This window comes from Cyclobacterium sp., from assembly GCF_014762705.1.
Classification (GTDB): domain Bacteria; phylum Bacteroidota; class Bacteroidia; order Cytophagales; family Cyclobacteriaceae; genus Cyclobacterium.
Window position 1 is genome coordinate 1 of record NZ_JABURL010000018.1, and the last position, 19332, is coordinate 19332.

Below are 19332 nucleotides of genomic sequence, written 5' to 3' on the forward strand. Positions count from 1 at the left end.
AGGAAACACTGGGGCTTGAAGAGAGTGAGGTCTTTAACAATATCATGAACTATGGAAACACAACTGCAGCTACCATCCCCATTGCCATTAGCGAAGCTTTGGAAAAGGGAAGCATAAAACCCAATGACCTTGTCTGCCTGGCCGCTTTTGGAAGTGGTTTTGCCTGGGCATCTGCATTGATCCGTTGGTAAAGTATCTAAGTTATGTTTGAGTTTGAAGAATTGCTGGCCATCACAAAAAACAAATTGCTGTTTGAAAAAATAAGTGAAGCCAAAAAAAGGTTTGTACACATTTTTGCTGAGGTAGCCAATCAAATTTCCGTTGATTCATTATCTAAAGCTCACCAAAAACATCGGGGCATCAAAATTAGTAAAGGTAATGAATTGCAACATTGCCCCTATCAGGTATTGGATGTGTTGAGAGATTTCGATATATCCCGGGGATGTAATATCCGCATCCTCCACTGGTGGGGAAGAGGCTTATTTGTCCTGCTTTTTTTTGGTAAAAATCACGCCTGTCTCAGCGACTCCAAAAAATTAATCGATTGGGCAAGATTACATGACTATCAGATATGCTTGTCCGATTTATGGGCATACGGAAAAATCATCGATGAAAAAAAAATTCAGGAGAGTGAATATTTTAGCCCGGAAAAATTCAGCGCCCATTTAACAAACTTCTCTCACCTTCAATTGATCAAAGCCATTCCCATAGTAGACATGGAAACAGCAGGGGACGAAATTAAAAAAGAAGTAGAAAATATCCTTTATTGGATGCTCCCTTGATAGTCCTTAAAAATGGGGAAAGCGGATTAAACTAGAGCTTCTAATAAAAATGATTAAACTTTTCCCAAACTAAATATAATTTTTTAACTATATAATGTAAATTGGAACCCGTAACAGACACAATCCGTATCACTTTGTAAATTGAACTGAAACACTCATGAAATCGAGCATGGCGAACCTGTCACACAGTGGGATGATTGTTAAACCTGCGAGAATCTATGTGGCAAATAACAAACGATAATAAACATATGAATTATATATTTGCCTTGGTTATACTGGCCTTCTCAGTTGCGCAATCATATGGACAAGGTCAGGTAGTGAACATATATAACAATGACTCCACATTGATGGGAAATGGGGTTATGGTGAATGGCAAAATGGATGGCCTATGGAAATTCATCAACACCAAAACCAATAACCTAATCCAGCAAGGTACTTTCGAAGAAGGTATAAAAGATGGAAAGTGGGTCATTTACTACTCCAATCAACAGCAGCATATTGTCGCAGAGTATAAAGACAATAAACTAAACGGGGCTTTTCAGGAATTTGACCTGGGAGGTGCATTGGTCAAAGAAGCTGTTTATCAGGATAGCGTTTTGATCGGTCCCTATAAAGAATATTACGGCAATCAGGATAATGCTGGATATGCTAATCCCAAGCAGGTAAAAACTGAAGGGAATTATGTTGATGGCAAAAAGCACGGGAAATGGTGGTATTATTTTGAAAATGGTGTAAAAGCAGTTGAGATTAATTTTAAGAATGGATTAATTCACGGACCCTATAAGGAATATTCCCCATATGGCGAATTGATCATTGAAGCAGATTATCGCGACAATCAGACCCATGGTGAATTCAGCCGATTTTCACCTTCTGGAAGAATACAGGAAAAAGGCACTTTTCGCCAGGGAGAAAAGGTAGGCAAATGGATGAGCTTTTTCCCTGACACCAATATAATGGAATCCGAAAAAGAATATGATCAATCCGGGAATAAGACAGGAACCTGGACTTTCTATTATGAGAATAAAAGGACTGCAAGAGTAGAGCGGTATGAAAATGACATCCCTGTTGGTCAATGGGAAGAGTATTTCCCGGATAAATCTCTGGCAAAAAGGGTCACTTATGATCTTGGAGTCCCGGTAGGTGAATACATTGAAAATCACAGTAATGGCAAGCCATCTGTCAGGGGGCAGTATGAAAATGGTTTTCGCACAGGTATATGGAAAAATTATTATCCGGAGGGGAAATTATATGCCATTGGCGCTTATAAGAATGACTTGAAATCCGGTCTTTGGAAATACTTCAATAAAATTGGTATTTTGGTGGCTGAAGGAAATTACCAGCTGGGCAATGAATCCGGACAATGGTTTTACTACTACGACGGGGGTCAACTGAAATCAGTAGGAAGCTATCTATTGGGACAGGAAGACGGCATGTGGGGCCTTTTTTATGACAACAAACAACTGACCCAGGAGGAATTTTGGGACTTTGGCAGACTGATGAATGTCAGTGAATATTACAATTATGACGGGTCCGCCAAACTGGATTCAGGTACCCTTAAGGACGGGAATGGTACCAGGATCACTTATTACATCAACGGGCTAAAAGAATCAGAGGGCAATTATCAATCCGGAAAACCTGAGGGCACCTGGAAGTATTACCATGATAATGGAAAATTGGCATCAGAAGGCCTCATGGAGGATGGAAAAAAAGAAGGCAACTGGAAATATTATTCCAAATCCGGTAACCTGGAAGACCTGATTAATTTTAAAAACGATGAAGTTGTGCCAGAGGAAATGCCCGAAGAAAGCGATCTTTTTCAAAATTTTGACTAATTCCAAACAGTTCCTTAACTCTTATTGTTTATCATAAAAAATCATGTTCGGATTATTCAAAAAGAAAACAGAAATTGAAAAGTTACAGGAGCAATATGAAAAACTGCTGCAAAGAGCGCATAAAGCTTCCCATCAAGACAGAACCCTCTCCGATCAATTGATGACACAGGCAGAGGAAATAGCAAAAAAAATTGATACGCTTAAAAATTAAGCAAGTATTTTATTAGAATATATTGTGATATTTGATATTACAACATATTCTTATTTTTTTACGATATTACATCGGTAATATTCTGTTTTTTGACACCCTTGGAACCTGGAACACTTATTGCCGTATCAATTGATAACAACAATTATTTTACGCCATGAAAAATTCCATAAGTAATCGGTCCCAAATGGTGAAGATCACCAGTATGTTTATTTTCGGCCTGTTTTTTCTTTATACAGGAAGTGTAAATGAAATCAAAGCATCACCTTTTGCAGTATCTTTTCAGGTATTTTATGATGAATTGAGCCCTTATGGCGATTGGGTGGAGGATCCCCATTACGGGTTTATTTGGATCCCCTACGCAGAGCAAGGTTTTCAACCATACAGGACCAACGGCCATTGGGTAATGTCCTCCTATGGCAACACCTGGGTATCTACGTATGACTGGGGCTGGGCACCTTTTCATTATGGCAGGTGGTTTTTCAGTGATATGTATGGATGGGCCTGGATTCCCGGATATGAATGGGGTCCTGCATGGGTCAACTGGAGGTCAGGAAGTGGCTATTATGGTTGGTTTCCCCTGGGTCCCAGGGTACAGTTTTACGCTTCTGTAAGGTTCCCTGTTTACTCCCATTGGGTTTTCGTACCCAGAAGAAGGTTGCTTAGCAGGAATATTTACAGGTATTACCTGCCAGGTAGGAATGTAAATGTGATATACAACCAAACCAACATCATTAACAATACTTATGTATATAACAACCAAACCTATATTACCGGGCCCAGCAGGTCTGAATTGCGAAGGGTAACCCGCAGGGATGTTCCGGTGTATCAGGTAAGAGAAGGCCGAAGACCAGGCAGGTCTTCTATCAATAACAACAACCTGGAACTGTATAAACCGGAAATCAGGAGAACAAATACTCAGGCAAGAGGGGATAATAACCTCAGACCGAGAAATTACACTTCTTCCAGAGAATATAAACCTTCCAATGCCAATCAGATAAGGACTGAAAGAAGGGCCGTGGTACCGGGTACAAATATACGTAGCACCATTAGAACGGAAGCCTTAAAAAACAGGGGTGAATCAAGTAGCCGTGCTGATACCAGAAATGGAATCAATACCCGTAACAACAATTTAAGATCCAGTTCCGCCATGGAACAACCTAATAATTTCAGGCAAAGAAGTTACAATGCGGATACTGAGCCCAATGTAAGGGAAAGTCAGCCCGCTCCATCAAATGCCAGGAGACAAGCGCAGCCCAGGGTACGGACTCCCCAAAGCCAAGCGGATGTAAGGGTTGCCCCAAGGGAAAGAACCGTTAGGCCAAATACCACAAACGTAAATCCCAGGCAAAGAAACACAACGCATAGTACCCAAAGGGTTAGTCCCGGAAATTCCAGACAGCAAGTTCGAAGATCTGCTCCTTCCAATACAATAAACAGGCCGAGTACGCAAAGGCAGAGAAGCCAACAAGTACAAAGTCCTACCCGTAGAAGTAACCCAACTGTAAACAGGAGTAGTACCAGGGTAGCTCCTAAAGCCCAGCCCAGCCAGAGGGGAAGACGCTCCTCTGCTCCATCCACTTCTTCGAGATCAAGACGTGGAAACTAAATCCATAGAAATTAAAAAACGCCAGGTGATCTTCCTGGCGTTTTTTTATTCTTAATACAAAATAAAAACAATTCACAAAGCGGATTTAACCGCAGCCTTCATTTTCTTCAAGCCAGTTTTAGCTACTTCCAAAGGATCCTTTTCCCAATACCCAGGGTTAAATAGTTCCAGGGATAGCACTTTATCTCCTCCCATCTCATTGAGGTCATTGATGATTTGTCCCATAGGGGCTATACCATCTCCCGGATAAACCCGATCCTTGTCTTGCTGTTTTTCTCTGGGAATATCACCTGGGAAGTCGTTCATGTGAAAAATTTCAATGGCCTTGCCATTGATTAGTTTCAACCCTTCAAAGCCAGACCCTCCCCGAAAAAGGTGGTAGACATCTGGTAGCAATCGTGTATCCGGATCATTGGCTACGGCCGCTACCATCAATACCTGTCCCAGGTGATGAAAAGGGGCAAAGGCTCCCCAAAACTCAAGTTGTGGCATTACCCCTGTTTTCCTCCCAAGCTCCAGTAAAGCCTTATATCTTTTACCCGCCAACATAAGATCTACCGGTGCTTCAGCACCTATACCAGGGGCTGCTACTCTTTTGCAACCTATGGCTGCCAAAAGCTCCATTTCTGTCTCCATCTGCTGAAATCCAGCCCTGCTTTTTTCCTCATCAGCCGCCATCCAGGGGGCAAAGCCTATGGCATTCTCAACCCGGAGGCCATGCTCTTGAATCAATTTTCTAAGGTCATCGGGATCATTTCCCGCTGAAATGAATTGCTTGACATCTTCAATCCATACCTCAATCCCATCATAACCTGCCTCAGCGGCAATCTCAATGTATTTTTTCAATCCCGGTTGCTGTCCTCTGATGGTACTGGTATTCAAACAATAACTAAATCGGGTTCTCTTTTTTGGTATTGCAAAAGATGCAGTAGGATTTAATGCCACCATCGATCCCAACCCTATTGATTTCAATAATTTTCTTCTATCGGTTTTCATGGGTATGCCTTAACAATATTTTTGTTTTCACATTGCTGAATTGATTCAGGGAATATGCCAATAGCAAAATTCCCGCAGCGTTTAAAAGTACAAAATAATCTCAGAAATTGAGAAAAATTGGGCATTCCTCAATCAATTCTTTTGAAATTTCAGCACTTCCTTCCCCCAGACAAGGACATAAATGCCCTTCTCTAAAAGGCCTACATCCAGACGTATTAAAAATCCATTCTCTTCTAATTTTTGGATCAAATGTGTTTTTTCTCCTCCTGTCAAATCAATGACTTTCATAGGCAATCCCTCTTCAATAAAACCTTCAACCATAAGTTCATTTTTCACCGGATTCGGGTACAGCCTTACTCCATTGCTTTCTTCCTCCAAAAAATCAACTGCAAGTACCTCAGAAAAAACCTGACTGTGATCTTGATCAACTTGTCGCAGCCTTACAAATACCCTTCCGGCTCCATACATGGGGATAAAATGAGTGTAGTCTATTGTATTATTGGAAAAACCAACAGCATCGATGCGATCTATAACCCGCCAGTCGCGCCCGTCTACAGATGTTTCTACTTCGAAAAAGGCAGTGTTTTTTTCAAAAGCCGTTGTCCAGGCCAGAGTAATACCCTGATTTTCGAGGGTAGAACCAGTAAATTTCAACCACTTAACCGGTAATTTAACTTGATTTACCTCTATTGTAACAACGGCCTCATCACATTGCAGGCCACCATCTCCACATATCTGATACGTGAATTGATCTATACCGAAAAACTCAGCATATGGAAGATACTCTATTTCTCCCGTTACGGAATTGATGGTTAAAGAGCCATTATCCGGCCCATCCAATATACTCAGATAAGAAGGATCAAGTATTTCACCGGGCAAATCATTTGCCAATACATTCAGGACAATGGGCTCTTCCTGATTGGTGATACCTTCATCATTATTGGCCGCTACAATATCAAACACCCCCACTTTATAGGCGGCAAAGGCAACATCACTGGTGCCATTCAGCCGATACCGCAAGCTTCTTACTTCTTCATAATTGCCCATATTGATCCCAAAGGCTTCCAGTTCGGCTACCCACAAGCGAAGGTCCCTGGTAGTTTTGATAAAGGTCGAACCGGCACCTCCATCCAAATCATAAAAATCTGCTGACCATCGCCCCAGAATATTGATGGCGGTGTGGTCAATGCTCAATGAATTTCCGACCAGATTTCCGTCCACATCTGTAAGATAAACTTCATCAAGTATGCTGCTTGGGTCTGCAAATTGGGTAACGAGTATATCAGGAATACCATCACCAATTTGCGTGGGATCTATGATACCGGAAAAATCAAAAATAACGTTTCCCGAGGCGATATTGGCTACGCCAGTTCCATAATCCAGGCCCTGAAGTCCATCGGTCAGAAAAGCAGAAAGATTGGGAGGCACCGCAAAAGGCGGAGGATCTGATATGCCGTTGTCCACTCCATCATATAGCTGACCCAGACCAATAAAGGTACCGGAGGACTTTGCTGCTATGTTTCTAACAGGAAATGCCTGGTAAACCTGAGGCGAAAAACCAACCCCCTCAAGACTCAGCCTCCCATCATCAATACCGGTAGAATACACATTCCCCTGCCAGGTAAATCCCAATAAATGGTGTGAATTATCAGGAAGTACAGTACTAATATCCCCAACTCCCGAAGTCCAATAGCCATTAAAGTCTGTATAAATCCTCGAAGCTCCTCCATAGGTCTGAGATTTCACATCTGACACGCCTAAAAAAAACAAGACAATAAAGTAGCACATTCCCTTTCTAATAAAAAGGTTTTCTGATAAATAGGCCTTTATTGACTGGGTCAAACAAAACATTTTATTTTTCTCTTTCTTCCTGCGCAAACCAACACATACAAAGATTTGAACTTCCTATAATTAAATATGTAGGTTATGTTATAATATTAATATATTTATTAGATTTAAAACATAAATGTAAGCATAAAACTTGTAATATTTATAATAAATTACTTTAAATAACAAAATTTAAAAATAAATTATTTACCTTTATGGACTAAAATGTCTACAAAAGAACAACCCATGGAGAAAAAAAACTTAGTTCCACAATTGGGGATTTTTTTAAAAAAAGACACCGCCTATTTAATTCTGGCAGGAAGTTTTGCCCTGTTGACGGTAGTGACCATTATCAGTGCCTGTAAATTTGGTTCCTACCTTTTGCCGGACACCATAGGCTATTTTAAAATCACCATAGGTTTTTCTGATGCACTAGCTTCTCTTTCTCCTTTTTATCCCTTTTTACTCTCCAACTTCCCTTTATCCCTGATCCCTTTGTTTGATCGGGTATTGTTTTTAAGTCTAATCACAAGTGTATTGGCCATCTATTTACTTTACAGAATAGCCACGCATGCTGACAGAAACGAAGGTGTAATTTTTTTTTCCTTTGGAATAAGCTTGTTTTCCTGGTGGTCGTTCAGGGTTTTGGGGAGTGCACATGCAGATAGTGTCTTCTACCTGATGGTTTTGGTTTGGTTATATAATTTTATCTGGCCGGAAAAAGAGGACAATCATTATTTTCCCGCAATGGCCGTATTATCGGCCCTTATGATCTGGGTTAAATTAAATGCACTCTTTTTAATCCCTCTTTTGTTGATTTGGATGCTTATTGACCGCAATTGGGGGTGGTCAATAGTTATCGGCAGCATGATAGCCTCCTGGGCTCTTTTTCAATGGGTAGTCCCCGAGAATATATTGCAGTTTCACCTGACGGAACAAGTGGCAGGCAAACAAGGCCTGTTAACTCATTTAGCTCTTTTCTACGAAAATCTGGCAAGCTGGATGCAGGTTACCCTGGGTCTTGTCATCTCGGATACCCTCAGCCAATTGATTCCAAAACCTGTAACCTTCATCATGGGTCTGGGCTGGACTTTTTTCCTGACAGCTTACCTGCTAATGAACAAAAATAAAAGAGAGAATAAAACCTACCAATTGTTGCTATTTGGAGTAGTGTATACCCTTTGCTTTTTGGCCTTTCAGCAGTGGTCCGGGTACAGGGAGGTCAATTACCGGACACTCTTTCCCTACCTGCTGGTAATTTCCTGGGCCACCTGGATAACCCTTATTCGTTTAAATCAGAAGAAAATAATGATCCTTTTGGCCATTTGCATCAGTGGGCATACCATGGTAGGGCATGGCCTTCTATGGCAAAGAAAAGACGTATCCTCCCTGACACTGGCAAAAGAATTTCATCAAAGTGAGGTTAGAAAAAACATTGAGGGGGTGTTGGAAGAGGGGCACCTGGAAATACGTACAGATGCCCCAGAGAAATTAATGCTTTCATTTGTTGATTTGCAAGTGCTGCCAATCCAGCCGGGAAACCAATTTAAAGAAGGAAAAAACTACCCCCTAAGTCAGGAGGAAAAGCTTCGGGAAAGAGAACAGGCACTGGAATCCCTACTCAGTGGGAAGGCAGTAATCGTGTTGTTTAAAGCGGATGAATTTTGGGAGCAGGTAGCAGAAAGTGCCGATGTGGCCTCAATTGTTGATGACAGGGTCATGATTTTATCATTAAGCTACCTACCTTAAAAGGTACATTTTGCCATACCCCTTTTTGAAGGCCTTATCAGCAGCACTGCTCCGTAATTCCATAAATTGACCATTTTTCCGGACCAAAACCCTGTAAATATAAACGCCATTGGCCAATTGATCCCCAAATTCATCTTTGCCGTCCCAGGCATAGGCAGAAATGTTATTGCCAATGGAAACAGGACCCAATTCGTCCTGAAAAATTTCCTTCACCACCTTACCGCTAATGGTCATTATTTGAATTTTTATTTCATCAGGAATCTCCGACCCGGTGAGTGTGAAAACAAAACGGACATTGTTGCTAAAGGGATTGGGGTAAGGGTAAAAATGCGTAATCTGACTCTCATTGATCACTTCAAAACTTACTTCATAGGGCTCGGAACCTGCTTCATTGCCAGATGCGTCACTGGCATTGATCCGCAAAGTATAGGTACCATCTGCCAAAGGACCTGGCTGATATTCTATTTTAAAATCTGAACTTTCGCTAGCTTCAAACCATTTCACCTCAGGATTACTGAAACTTATCCTTTCAAAATCACAACCTTCACAAGGTTTTCTGATCATCAGCTCCATGCCAAGGGTGTCTTTTTTTAGCGCTATCTTATTTTCATCTTTTACCAGAGCTGATATGACTACTGTAGGAGAGACAATATCTCCATTCATGATATTCCTTCCGTCAAAATTTACCTCCAGAATGGGGTTGAGGTCATCCCCTTTCACCTTAAAAAATCCAGGAAGATCCAACACATTATTCCGGTAAAGTTGCTCCGGAAATATTCTTGGGTTGGCAAAAACATTCAGGGAATTGTTCCCCGGCCTACCATTCGATTCAAACTCCACGGTAAAGGAAGCAGAAGTTCCGGCCTTTACCGCAGGGATCTTTTTACTTGCCCTATCGATTCTTCTCTGATCAATATTTTGGAAGGTGTATTCTATGGTAATGGAGTCAGTAAAATCGTGTTCGGAAATATTAACAAATTCAAATTCAAGCTCATCCGATTGTCCCTCCAGGAGCAAGGACTCTTTTCGTTTCTCTTTTATAACCAAAACACCTTCCGGTACTCCGGTATAATCTACCTGCCATTTGGCCAACTGGGGCATGGCATTCGTTGGCAGGTCTTCCAAGTCATATCTTAACCTAAGATAAGGGTAGCTTTGTGCATCAAACCGGGAAAGGTCTGCTCCCTCCTCCTCCACATTGCTGAGCAGAGGTACCTCTCCACCATCCGGAGTCACTCCAACAACAACCATATTACTCCTTTCGGATTCGAAAAGGTTTTTTCTTTTAATTTCGTTGAAAAAGCCAAACCATTCCCTGGCAGGCCCTATCCTGGGGGAAAGGATTTTTCCGGAAGGAAAATAACCTGTGATATCTGTTTCAAAAGTAATTACCTGAGATTCCCGCGGTAATGCTGCATTGATATCGGGGACTACTTCTATTGCCTCACCTGGATTCATGCCTTTCCTGCCAAAAAGTATGTAGGGATCCCCCGTTTGCAGGTTCCTTAGTGTAGCCTCATTGGCACCCAGTTCCTTCATTTTAAAATAGGCCTCATCTGGCCAATCAGAAAAAGTAACATTTCCTACCGAGAATATTACTACATAATCATCCTCATGCATCCCATCCACAAAATCCAATAACATGGTCCCATTTGCACCGGTGATATTGGCATTGCGGATACTCTGAATCACCTGCGGTACCCTTCCGCAGGAACGGGGGTCCAGTACATCTATGGTAACCAGAGGAACCGGCAGGTAGGGCTCCAAGGTCCTGTGGTCAAAAGCCATTAAACCCAGGGATCCGTTTGGACAAAAACGGTTAAAGGTATCCAGTATATAAGCCACTCCGTTCAACATGATTTGCGTATTTTCCACATCGTAGCCTTCCGCATCCGTTCCAAAAGTGAAAATATCAATATTCAGGGCTGTTTCCTGAAATTGCCATTCTCGCTCAGATAAATTGACCTTGATATTATCCAGCTGGTTCCTTAGGAATTGGGGCAACTGCCGCTGTGTCCATCCTTCTGGTCCGTTTTGGATATAGGAAAAACTACTGCTATTCCAGGAATCATCTTCGCCTTCTTTGGGGGACAGGAACCGTGTCCGCCAATAAAAGGTAAGCGAGTCCTCAGCTGGAAGATTATCGAAAAGGTCTACCTCCCATTTGGCCAGGTTCTCCGTAGTGATCCTAACTTCTTTTCGCCGGGAACTGGAAAAATCAGCAGTCGTATCCAATTGTAGGACCAGGTTTCTGGGTTCCTGCAAAAATCCCGGAATCTGTGCTATCAATGAAACTTCGGATTCATTTACGATACCAAACTCCAGGGGGAATAGGTTTAATGTACCGCTTAAGGGTACAAAGAAGGAAGCGGAAACGACATTGTTTGAAAAAGTCATTTCTTCTATCATCCTGTCATCATTGATCTCTATACTAAAGACATTGTCTCCAAAAGAACTGATACCTGAGTTAGGAATGACAATGACCAAAGTGTCCTGCCTGAAAACAGGTGCCAGCAACCCTGTTTCTATTTCGATTATACTCCCATCAGGCAATTGTCTTCTAATGTCAAGGCTCACAGAATCCAAATCCACGCGACCCAGGTTTCTGATCAAAAGGGATAGCTCCAACGAATCTGACAAGGAATTTAAGGCTTGACCCCCTACTCCCTGCAGCTGTACCTCTTCTGGTATTATGGAGTAATCTGCCTTGCTGGCAGGGAACATGCGGGATGCAGGATCTCCTAAAAGGATGATCTGATTGGCATGGGATTGATTTACCTCCGAACTTCCATACCTGGAATAAAGCTGTTTTTCCGCCTGAATCTTAACTTTACCCAGGCTTTGGTAGATCAATGAAGAATCAGCAAATGCTTTTGCATAAAATGATTCACTGTACCTCCTGAGATAAACATCTATACCAATATCCGCATGGGCCAGAAAATTGGACGCTCCCCTATCTGGAGTCACGATCCAGTCCTCCCCAAAGGTATAGGCATCCCCATAGGCATTACCGGCATCACAACCATTTAAAAGCAGCACCGGATATTTACCTTCGTTTCGATAGCCCATTTCATTGACACTGGCAAACCCAATATCGATATCGGTGGTCGAAGGGGCTGCGTGGCCAAAAAATGTCACCAAACCCACTCCCCCATTGATTTCATCGGAAATATTTATCAATTCGGTGGTGGCATTTGACCTTTTCCTTACCGTTTCCACATTTCCTCCCAGATAAACATCTTCTGCCACGGCTTTGAAACCGTTCAAAAAATTATAAAAGCGCTCTAATTCAAAGGCTGACCTACCACCGCTTAAATGGACAATATTCTTTTGCCAGGGCTCGGTAACTCCCAAAGCATCCTTCTCCTTGATCTTATCCAAATAGGCACCCACATCGTCCGGGGTTCTCGCGGGAATCCGGCCAATACCAATATTTTGTCCCAATGGGTCAGCGGGATCCAATCCCACCCCAAAACGGTTATCAGAATAGGGATAACCATATGCAGGCACCAGTTCCTGAAAATCAAAAAGTGAAGGGTTATTTCTGTAAAAATAAGTGACCCCTCCCTGCCTCCTGGTATTGATCATACCATAGGCTCTTCCAATCAATAGCAGGTATTCCGGCCGAAACCGATCGTTGTATTCCTTTAAAAAATTCCGGATACCCAAGGGTGTCTTTTCTCCATACGAAAACTGATCATAAAGCTCCTGAACATTCACCGTCAATGTATCAAAACCTCCCCCAGCCGGGGTAGCGCGGTAAGCAGCATAGGCACCTACAGGATCCCCATAGTTGGTCGCCGGCCTCCTCAGCCGTTCGTGGGAGATGATCAGGAAATTGGCATTTTGGGCTAAAAGATTTCGGAACTTAACCCGCTGTAAGACATTTATTTCTTTTACCTGACTTAGGTTTTGTACCAATACAGTGCCGGGCATACCCTGAGTTCCCGTAGGTACCTGAAGCACATTTCCCAAGCGGTTTAGTTCATACTTTACCGGATTGTCAACATCTTTAATATCATAAGCCACATATTCACCGTTATTCCCGGGTATGCTCAGCATTTTACCGGGCTCCTGAAATGCAAATATTTCCTTTTCAAAGTCCCCGGAATAGCCAACCGACCCATATACAAGCCTGGAATAATTGATTGAAATATTGTCCACTGCATTGTTTACCCCAATAGAGGTAACACTAATAAAAAGATTACCATCCACTGAAAAATCGCTTGCCCTCAGGTCCTCTTTGAATACTTTAACCTGGAAATCATCAAAAGATACCTGGCCCAACTCCCTTAGGGAAGCAGCTGAGGGTCCCACTTTTATTGAGGTCAGGTGCGAAGTTTCAGAGCGCCCGACAAGGCTTATTTCCAAACCTGGAGTAATCTCCGCTCTGATTTCCCCAAGGTTTGAGAAATTCAATGACCTACTTGCTCCTTTGGTGACAATGGAAGATGTCCAGCCTTGTCCCTCATCATATTTGGACAACCGCACGCCGGGAAAATAAATTTTCCCCAGAGAATACTGTTCCGAAAAATGTTGCAGAACCGATTTTTGGTAACCGGAGACCTCTACCGCACCGATTGAGGGTGTCGTAAGGACCATTCGCTTACCTCTTTCGCCGGGAGATACCGTCAGGAAAAAGGCAGTGGTATCATTATGGGTATTGTAAAAGGGGTTTGGCAGCAAATCAGGACTATCATACAATGCGGTATCCAAAGTCCCGTCGTTCCGTTTGCCTATAAATTCCAGATAATCACCCTGATCGAAAACGCCATCCTCTTCACCGTTTACAAACACGGCAACTTCTTTGCCACGATGATATACCTGGATTTCCCTGGGATCTAAAGAAGCAATGGGAATACCAGATGCAGAAAATGTGGTATAGCTCAACCTGAAAACACCATCTGCTGCTGTTGGGATCTTATAATAATCCTGCTCATGTTTCACCCACTGGCTTACCTGACCAAAAGCCGTGAAAGAAAACCCAATCAAAGCCAATAAAATAATCACTCTAAACATTACCAGATTAATTGTTTTCCCAACCCCTATAAATCCTGAAATCTTCCTTTAAAGGATTCAATGAAACCTTTACGCTAAAAACATGAGAGAATGGGGTTTCAGAAATACTTCCAATATCAGTCAAGGCATAATCGATCAATACCTTTTCACTGGCTTTAAATCCCAAACCAAAACCTGGCTGTACGCTGGTATATTTCGTACCATCGAAATTATTCAATCTTTGAAAATTACCGGCCCCAAAACGGAAAAAGGCTGTATTTTTATAATCCAGTTCCAGGCCCATTTTTGGATCAACGTTAAAAATCCGGCTTCCATACAAAGCATTACGCTGCCCATCAAAGGTAAGATCCAAATCCAACACGGCAAGGAGACTAATTTCAGATGTAATTTCGAAATGTTTGGCTATGCCTAAAATGGCCCTGGGAAGCGTCAGCTCAATGCTGTTTATGGGAACTTCATTTCGTGTCTGGGAATAGATCTCCCTAACCAAATCTGCATTGTGGGACCAGGCGTTAAAAGTAGTGGTCACATCTCTGGCCATCAACCCAATACGCCAATCCTCCCACAGGTAAATGGCACCAAAATCCAAACCAAACCCCCAGGCTTTGGCAAATTTACCTACATTTCTATGGATAATTTTGGTATTGACTCCAAATTTGAAGTTGTCGCTTACATCCCTGGCATAGCTTAACAATAGCGCATAATCTGCCGCATTGAAAAATTGAATATTATTGTAGTTCAAGGCCCCGTTGGCATCATATAAAAAGCGGGTATCTGGGATATCATCTACTCCAAAACGGATCAAGGATATGGCTATTTGGTTGTCTTCTTGTATATTGGTGGTATAGGCTGCAAAATCAAACTTGGCTATACCCGCAAAATATTCCGCATGCATGAGGGCAAACTCATGTTCATGGGACACCCCAATTAATCCTGCGGGATTCCAATATGCTGAAGTCACATCACTGACAGCGGCAACCTGCGCGCCCGCCATGCCAAGTGCCCTGGCACTAATACCAATATTCATGAATTCATTGGAATATTTGGGGGCCATTCCCTGTCCTCTGACGGATCCAAACAGCAACAGCCCCACCAACACACAAAAATTAGCCCTGGAAATCATAAGATTAAATAATAATTCTGATGCAAAGTAAAAAGAAAAAGGCAATGGAAATATTTTGAAATTAAAAAATTTACTGGCCACCGCAACTGCCATGTTCAAAAACGGACATAAAACTGTTCGCAGACAGCCTTCATTTCAGTTGTTTTACGAAATTTAATGCGATGCGTAAATTTGAGAATAAAATTTCCCTTTTGTTTGGATAAAGAGATATGCGCTTTATGACGCAAATAACGCATTTTGATACAGATTCAGTCCTGGCCAATACCAAAGAGGCAGATAGAAACAGGTATTACAAGGTACCTGATAAAAAATTGGTATTATTTTTCTTGTACCAGGGTAAATAGAATAGATAAAGATGGGTTCAATCCCCAAAAAGCTACTAATCCAGAGAAAATGAAAGCTTCAAACACCCAAACCCAAATGCGGAAAGGAATATTGGAATTCTGTATTTTACATATTATTGCCAGGGGTGAAGTCTATGCCACTGATATGATAGATGAACTCAAGCATGCGGAACTAATCGTTGTGGAAGGCACCCTGTACCCTCTGCTAAACAGGTTAAAAACCTCCGGACTGGCCAAGTATAAATGGGTGGAGTCCGAGACGGGACCTCCCAGAAAATACTATTCCATCACCGAAAAGGGAAATGATTTTTTGAAAGAACTCGATAAGACCTGGTTGGACCTGGACAGCTCTGTCAATCAAATACTCAAAAAACCGAAAAACCAATAGCAGCATTCAGGTTATTAAACTTAATTTTCTTAACCTTAGCAATAGAAAATCATGAAAAAGACAATAAGCATAAATATCAGCGGGATATTATTTCACATCGAAGAAGATGGGTATACTTCGCTAAAGCATTATCTCGATGCCATCAATCAGCACTTCTCGCTATATGAAGACAATCAGGAAATTATTACGGACATAGAAAACCGGATCGCTGAAATCTTTCTCAGCAACCTAAAAAACAACAAACAAGTCATCACAGCAGAAAATGTGAGCAACCTGATTGATAAAATGGGAACCATAGCAGATTTTAAAGCTGTGGAACATGACATGCTGGAAGAAAACAATACGGAAGAAGGGCACAATGATTTTTATAAATACATCACTCCTCCACATCAAAATTCCGGGAAAGGCTATAAAAAATTAACCCGGCTAACTCATTCGAAAATTTTGGGTGGGGTATGTGCAGGCTTCGCCAACTACCTATCTATTGATCCGCTTTGGACCAGATTGATTGCCATATTATTGATTTTCAGCGGAGGACTCAGTTTTAATACCTTTCCCATTCCTTTCTTTTTTGACAGGTTTAATTTGGGAATGGCCATTGGCTGGTGGACAGTCGCTGCTTATATCCTGCTTTGGATCATCCTTCCTGTATCCAACGAAAAACCAGAGGACAAAAACATCAAAAAACTTTATAGAAACCCCGATGACAGGGTAATGGGGGGAGTAGGAAGTGGCTTAGCAGCTTACTTCAATATCGATGTCATCTGGATGAGACTGGCCTTCGTGGGTTTAATTTTTGCCGGGGGATCCGGGTTTGTGTTGTACCTGATCCTCTGGATCATTACTCCTATGGCCAAATCCATCACAGAAAGAATTGAAATGAAGGGAGGGGCCATCACCCTGAGTAACATTGAAAATACCATTCAGCAGAACCTTTCCTCGGAACCAACTAAAAAGGAGTCTACTGGCAAATCAATTTTACTAGCGCCTTTTCGGTTTCTAGGAATGGTCATAAATGGTATTGGTAAAGCCCTGGGTCCTTTTGGAAGATTTCTGCTCGAGGTGGTACGTGTGCTCTTCGGACTCTTCATATTTTTCCTCGGCTTGATCCTGATCATTTTACCCCTTGCCTTTCTTGGATTATATTCCGAGTTGGTAAGCCAAAGCGGATGGAATTATGTTCTGGATGGATTCCCCATTGATGCGGTAGGAGAATTGTTACCCGTATGGCTGGCCATAGCTGCTGCTGTTATCGTATTGATTCCCAGCATCGCATTGGTAATCCTTGGCCTAAGTGTACTCATCAAAAGAAACCTCATTGATGGCCGGTTCGGTTTTGTTATGTTTGGGATTTGGGTTTTGAGTATATTGATCTGCTCCTTCCAGACACCAAAAATCATCAGTCAATTTAAGGCTGATGCAGTGCATGAAGTTAACAAGGAAATGGAGTTGCCTGAGGGAACCCTGTTGATCAAAGGTGAAGAGGGTATATTGGAAAATAAGGATTGGGGACTGGTCAATCTACAGGTAAGGGGTCACGATAAAAACAATATTTATTTGGAGCAGCAGTTCTCCTCCAAAGGCACTGACCGCGAGGATGCCTTAATCCATGCATCTTCTGTGAATTACAACCTGCAAATGGAAGACAGCGTTCTGGTTTTTAGTAAAATTCTCACTTTCCCCAATTCCGCAAAATTCCGCATGCAAAAATTGAATCAGACACTTTACCTGCCCATGAATACCCCTTTTGTCATAGACAGAACTTTGTTGCCAATTTTGAAAAACACCCTGGCCCAGCATGGCTACAAATCCAGGGATATTAGCAGCAGACATCATTGGGTGTTCAATGAAGACGGTTTGCTATGTTTGAATTGCATCAATGATCCCAGGCAATCCGAAGCCGACAGCTTATCAAGAAGCATGTTTCAGGACAAGTATTTTATGGAATAATCAATGTGTTACACCCACTTTTTTCTTACTTTCAGGATTGCAAACAAAGAAGAATTAAATGGATGTTAAAGTTAAGTTTTTGGGTGGGGCCGGTACAGTTACCGGCTCCAGGTTTTTGCTTGAGGCAGGTGGGTTTAAGGTGCTCGTGGATTGTGGGTTATTTCAGGGACTTAAAGATTACAGGCTACGGAATTGGGACAGTTTCCCGACAGATCCTGCCGAAGTAGACATGGTTTTGTTAACCCACGCCCACATTGACCATTCCGGATACCTGCCCAAATTTGTCAAGGAGGGATTCAAAGGACAGATTATTTGCACAGAGCCTACCCTGGAACTGGTAAAAATCCTTTTGTTGGATGCCGGAAAACTTCAGGAAGAGGAAGCAAAATTTGCGGCCAAAAAAGGTTATTCAAAACATTCAAAGCCTTTGCCATTATTCTCTCAGGAAGATGCGGAAAAAGTATTCCCCCTGTTGCAGGCAATCTCTTTTGAAGAAGAGGTAAAACTGAACGATTACATCAGCCTTATGGCTTATAACGCAGGACATATCCTTGGGGCATCAATTTTAAAGTTAAAGATAAAAGGTGAGCATCAGGAAAAGAAACTTATTTTCTCGGGTGACCTGGGACGTTATCGTGATCCCATCCTGAATCCGCCTGCTGACATCCCCTTCGGAGATGTTGTTTTTGTGGAATCCACCTATGGAGACAGAACCAATGAATCCGAGAACCTGGACAAAGAGCTGGCAAAATTGATAAGGACTACTTACCAGAACGGCGGCGTCTCCCTGATACCTTCATTTGCCGTAGGAAGAACACAAATGATACTTTTTTACTTACACCGCTTACAGGAAAAAGGTTTAATACCGGATATACCTATATATGTAGACAGCCCAATGGCCATAGATGTGACTGGGCTTTATAAAAATTTTTCCCATTATCATCATCTTGGGCCTTCGTTAGAAGATCAGGGGTCCAATCCATTTCTTCATAAAAATCTCCATTACTACAGGGATCAGGAGGCTTCCATGAGCCTGAATCATATCCGGGGGGATGCCATCATCATTTCTGCAAGCGGAATGGCTACCGGAGGCAGGATCTTGCACCACCTGTACCATCGGTTGCCCAATGAAAATGACAGTGTGATTTTTGTGGGTTACCAGCCTGAAGGCACCCGGGGTCGAAAAATCCTTGACGGAGACAAAGTTTGCAGGATATATGGTATCGATGTACCTGTAAAGGCAGGCATCCACTTTATTGACGGGCTCTCAGCCCATGCTGATCAAACAGAACTGGTCCGATGGTGTGAAAATTTCATCTCCAAACCAAAATTTACCTTTCTGGTGCATGGAGAAAAACAGGCCAGTGAAAAACTGGCCGGAATTTTGAAAGACAAATTGGGCTGGAATACAATTTGTCCCCATTACCTGGAATCCTTTGAATTATTTACAGGGATTTAAAATACGCAGCCTTAATACTTAATGTAACACAGCGATTTAACTGAAA

Annotated in this window: 14 protein-coding genes; 10 read left to right on the forward strand and 4 right to left on the reverse strand. The window is 42.2% G+C overall.

All coding sequences use genetic code 11. The annotated features are described in order from the left end of the window. From HUJ21_RS02680 to HUJ21_RS02700, 5 genes are all read left to right on the forward strand, one after another. Positions 1 to 191, forward strand: a 191-nt coding sequence (locus tag HUJ21_RS02680; RefSeq protein ID WP_291367057.1) for a 3-oxoacyl-[acyl-carrier-protein] synthase III C-terminal domain-containing protein, incomplete at its 5' end; no start/stop codon positions are given. Between the two features lie 12 nt (positions 192 to 203). Continuing rightward, on the forward strand, positions 204 to 782 hold the full coding sequence (locus HUJ21_RS02685) for a hypothetical protein (protein WP_291367059.1): 579 nt from the start codon (positions 204 to 206) through the stop codon (positions 780 to 782). 248 nt (positions 783 to 1030) lie between these two features. Beyond that, positions 1031 to 2614 (forward strand): toxin-antitoxin system YwqK family antitoxin, encoded by a 1584-nt coding sequence (locus HUJ21_RS02690; protein ID WP_291367061.1) that lies wholly within the window; start codon positions 1031 to 1033, stop codon positions 2612 to 2614. A 43-nt stretch (positions 2615 to 2657) separates the two neighbouring features. Beyond that, positions 2658 to 2825: a Lacal_2735 family protein gene (locus HUJ21_RS02695; RefSeq protein WP_291367062.1), complete on the forward strand. Its 168-nt coding sequence runs from the start codon at positions 2658 to 2660 to the stop codon at positions 2823 to 2825. A 154-nt stretch (positions 2826 to 2979) separates the two neighbouring features. Continuing rightward, on the forward strand, positions 2980 to 4431 hold the full coding sequence (locus HUJ21_RS02700; RefSeq protein WP_291367064.1) for a DUF6600 domain-containing protein: 1452 nt from the start codon (positions 2980 to 2982) through the stop codon (positions 4429 to 4431). Positions 4432 to 4503: 72 nt separating this feature from the next. On the opposite strand, the gene HUJ21_RS02705 is transcribed toward HUJ21_RS02700, so the two are convergent. Continuing rightward, positions 4504 to 5427, reverse strand: a complete 924-nt coding sequence (locus tag HUJ21_RS02705) for a sugar phosphate isomerase/epimerase (protein WP_291367066.1) — start codon at positions 5425 to 5427, stop codon at positions 4504 to 4506. 132 nt (positions 5428 to 5559) lie between these two features. After that, positions 5560 to 7269 carry an Ig-like domain-containing protein gene (locus HUJ21_RS02710; protein ID WP_291367068.1) on the reverse strand — a complete coding sequence of 570 codons (1710 nt, stop codon included), beginning with the start codon at positions 7267 to 7269 and terminating at the stop codon, positions 5560 to 5562. Positions 7270 to 7479: 210 nt separating this feature from the next. Between HUJ21_RS02710 and HUJ21_RS02715 the strand changes: the two genes are divergently transcribed. Then, the gene (locus tag HUJ21_RS02715; protein WP_291367069.1) at positions 7480 to 9003 is read left to right on the forward strand and encodes a hypothetical protein; all 1524 of its coding nucleotides are present in this window, start codon (positions 7480 to 7482) and stop codon (positions 9001 to 9003) included. Here the strand turns inward: HUJ21_RS02715 and HUJ21_RS02720 are convergent. Next, on the reverse strand, positions 8995 to 14022 hold the full coding sequence (locus HUJ21_RS02720; protein ID WP_291367070.1) for a C25 family cysteine peptidase: 5028 nt from the start codon (positions 14020 to 14022) through the stop codon (positions 8995 to 8997). The two genes, HUJ21_RS02715 and HUJ21_RS02720, sit on opposite strands and share 9 nt — an antisense overlap. A gap of 7 nt (positions 14023 to 14029) precedes the next feature. Next, entirely contained in the window at positions 14030 to 15145 is a 1116-nt protein-coding gene (locus tag HUJ21_RS02725) for a PorV/PorQ family protein (RefSeq protein ID WP_291367071.1), read from the reverse strand. A 218-nt stretch (positions 15146 to 15363) separates the two neighbouring features. Between HUJ21_RS02725 and HUJ21_RS02730 the strand changes: the two genes are divergently transcribed. Genes HUJ21_RS02730 through HUJ21_RS02745 form a run of 4 tightly spaced genes read left to right on the forward strand, consistent with a single transcriptional unit; the run spans position 15364 to position 19286 of the window. Continuing rightward, entirely contained in the window at positions 15364 to 15489 is a 126-nt protein-coding gene (locus HUJ21_RS02730) for a hypothetical protein (protein ID WP_291367073.1), read from the forward strand. Positions 15490 to 15538: 49 nt separating this feature from the next. Then, entirely contained in the window at positions 15539 to 15877 is a 339-nt protein-coding gene (locus HUJ21_RS02735) for a PadR family transcriptional regulator (RefSeq protein ID WP_291367074.1), read from the forward strand. 51 nt (positions 15878 to 15928) lie between these two features. Next, positions 15929 to 17827, forward strand: a complete 1899-nt coding sequence (locus tag HUJ21_RS02740) for a PspC domain-containing protein (RefSeq protein WP_291367075.1) — start codon at positions 15929 to 15931, stop codon at positions 17825 to 17827. A gap of 58 nt (positions 17828 to 17885) precedes the next feature. Next, the gene (locus HUJ21_RS02745) at positions 17886 to 19286 is read left to right on the forward strand and encodes an MBL fold metallo-hydrolase (protein ID WP_291367076.1); all 1401 of its coding nucleotides are present in this window, start codon (positions 17886 to 17888) and stop codon (positions 19284 to 19286) included. The last annotated feature ends 46 nt before the right edge of the window (positions 19287 to 19332 follow it).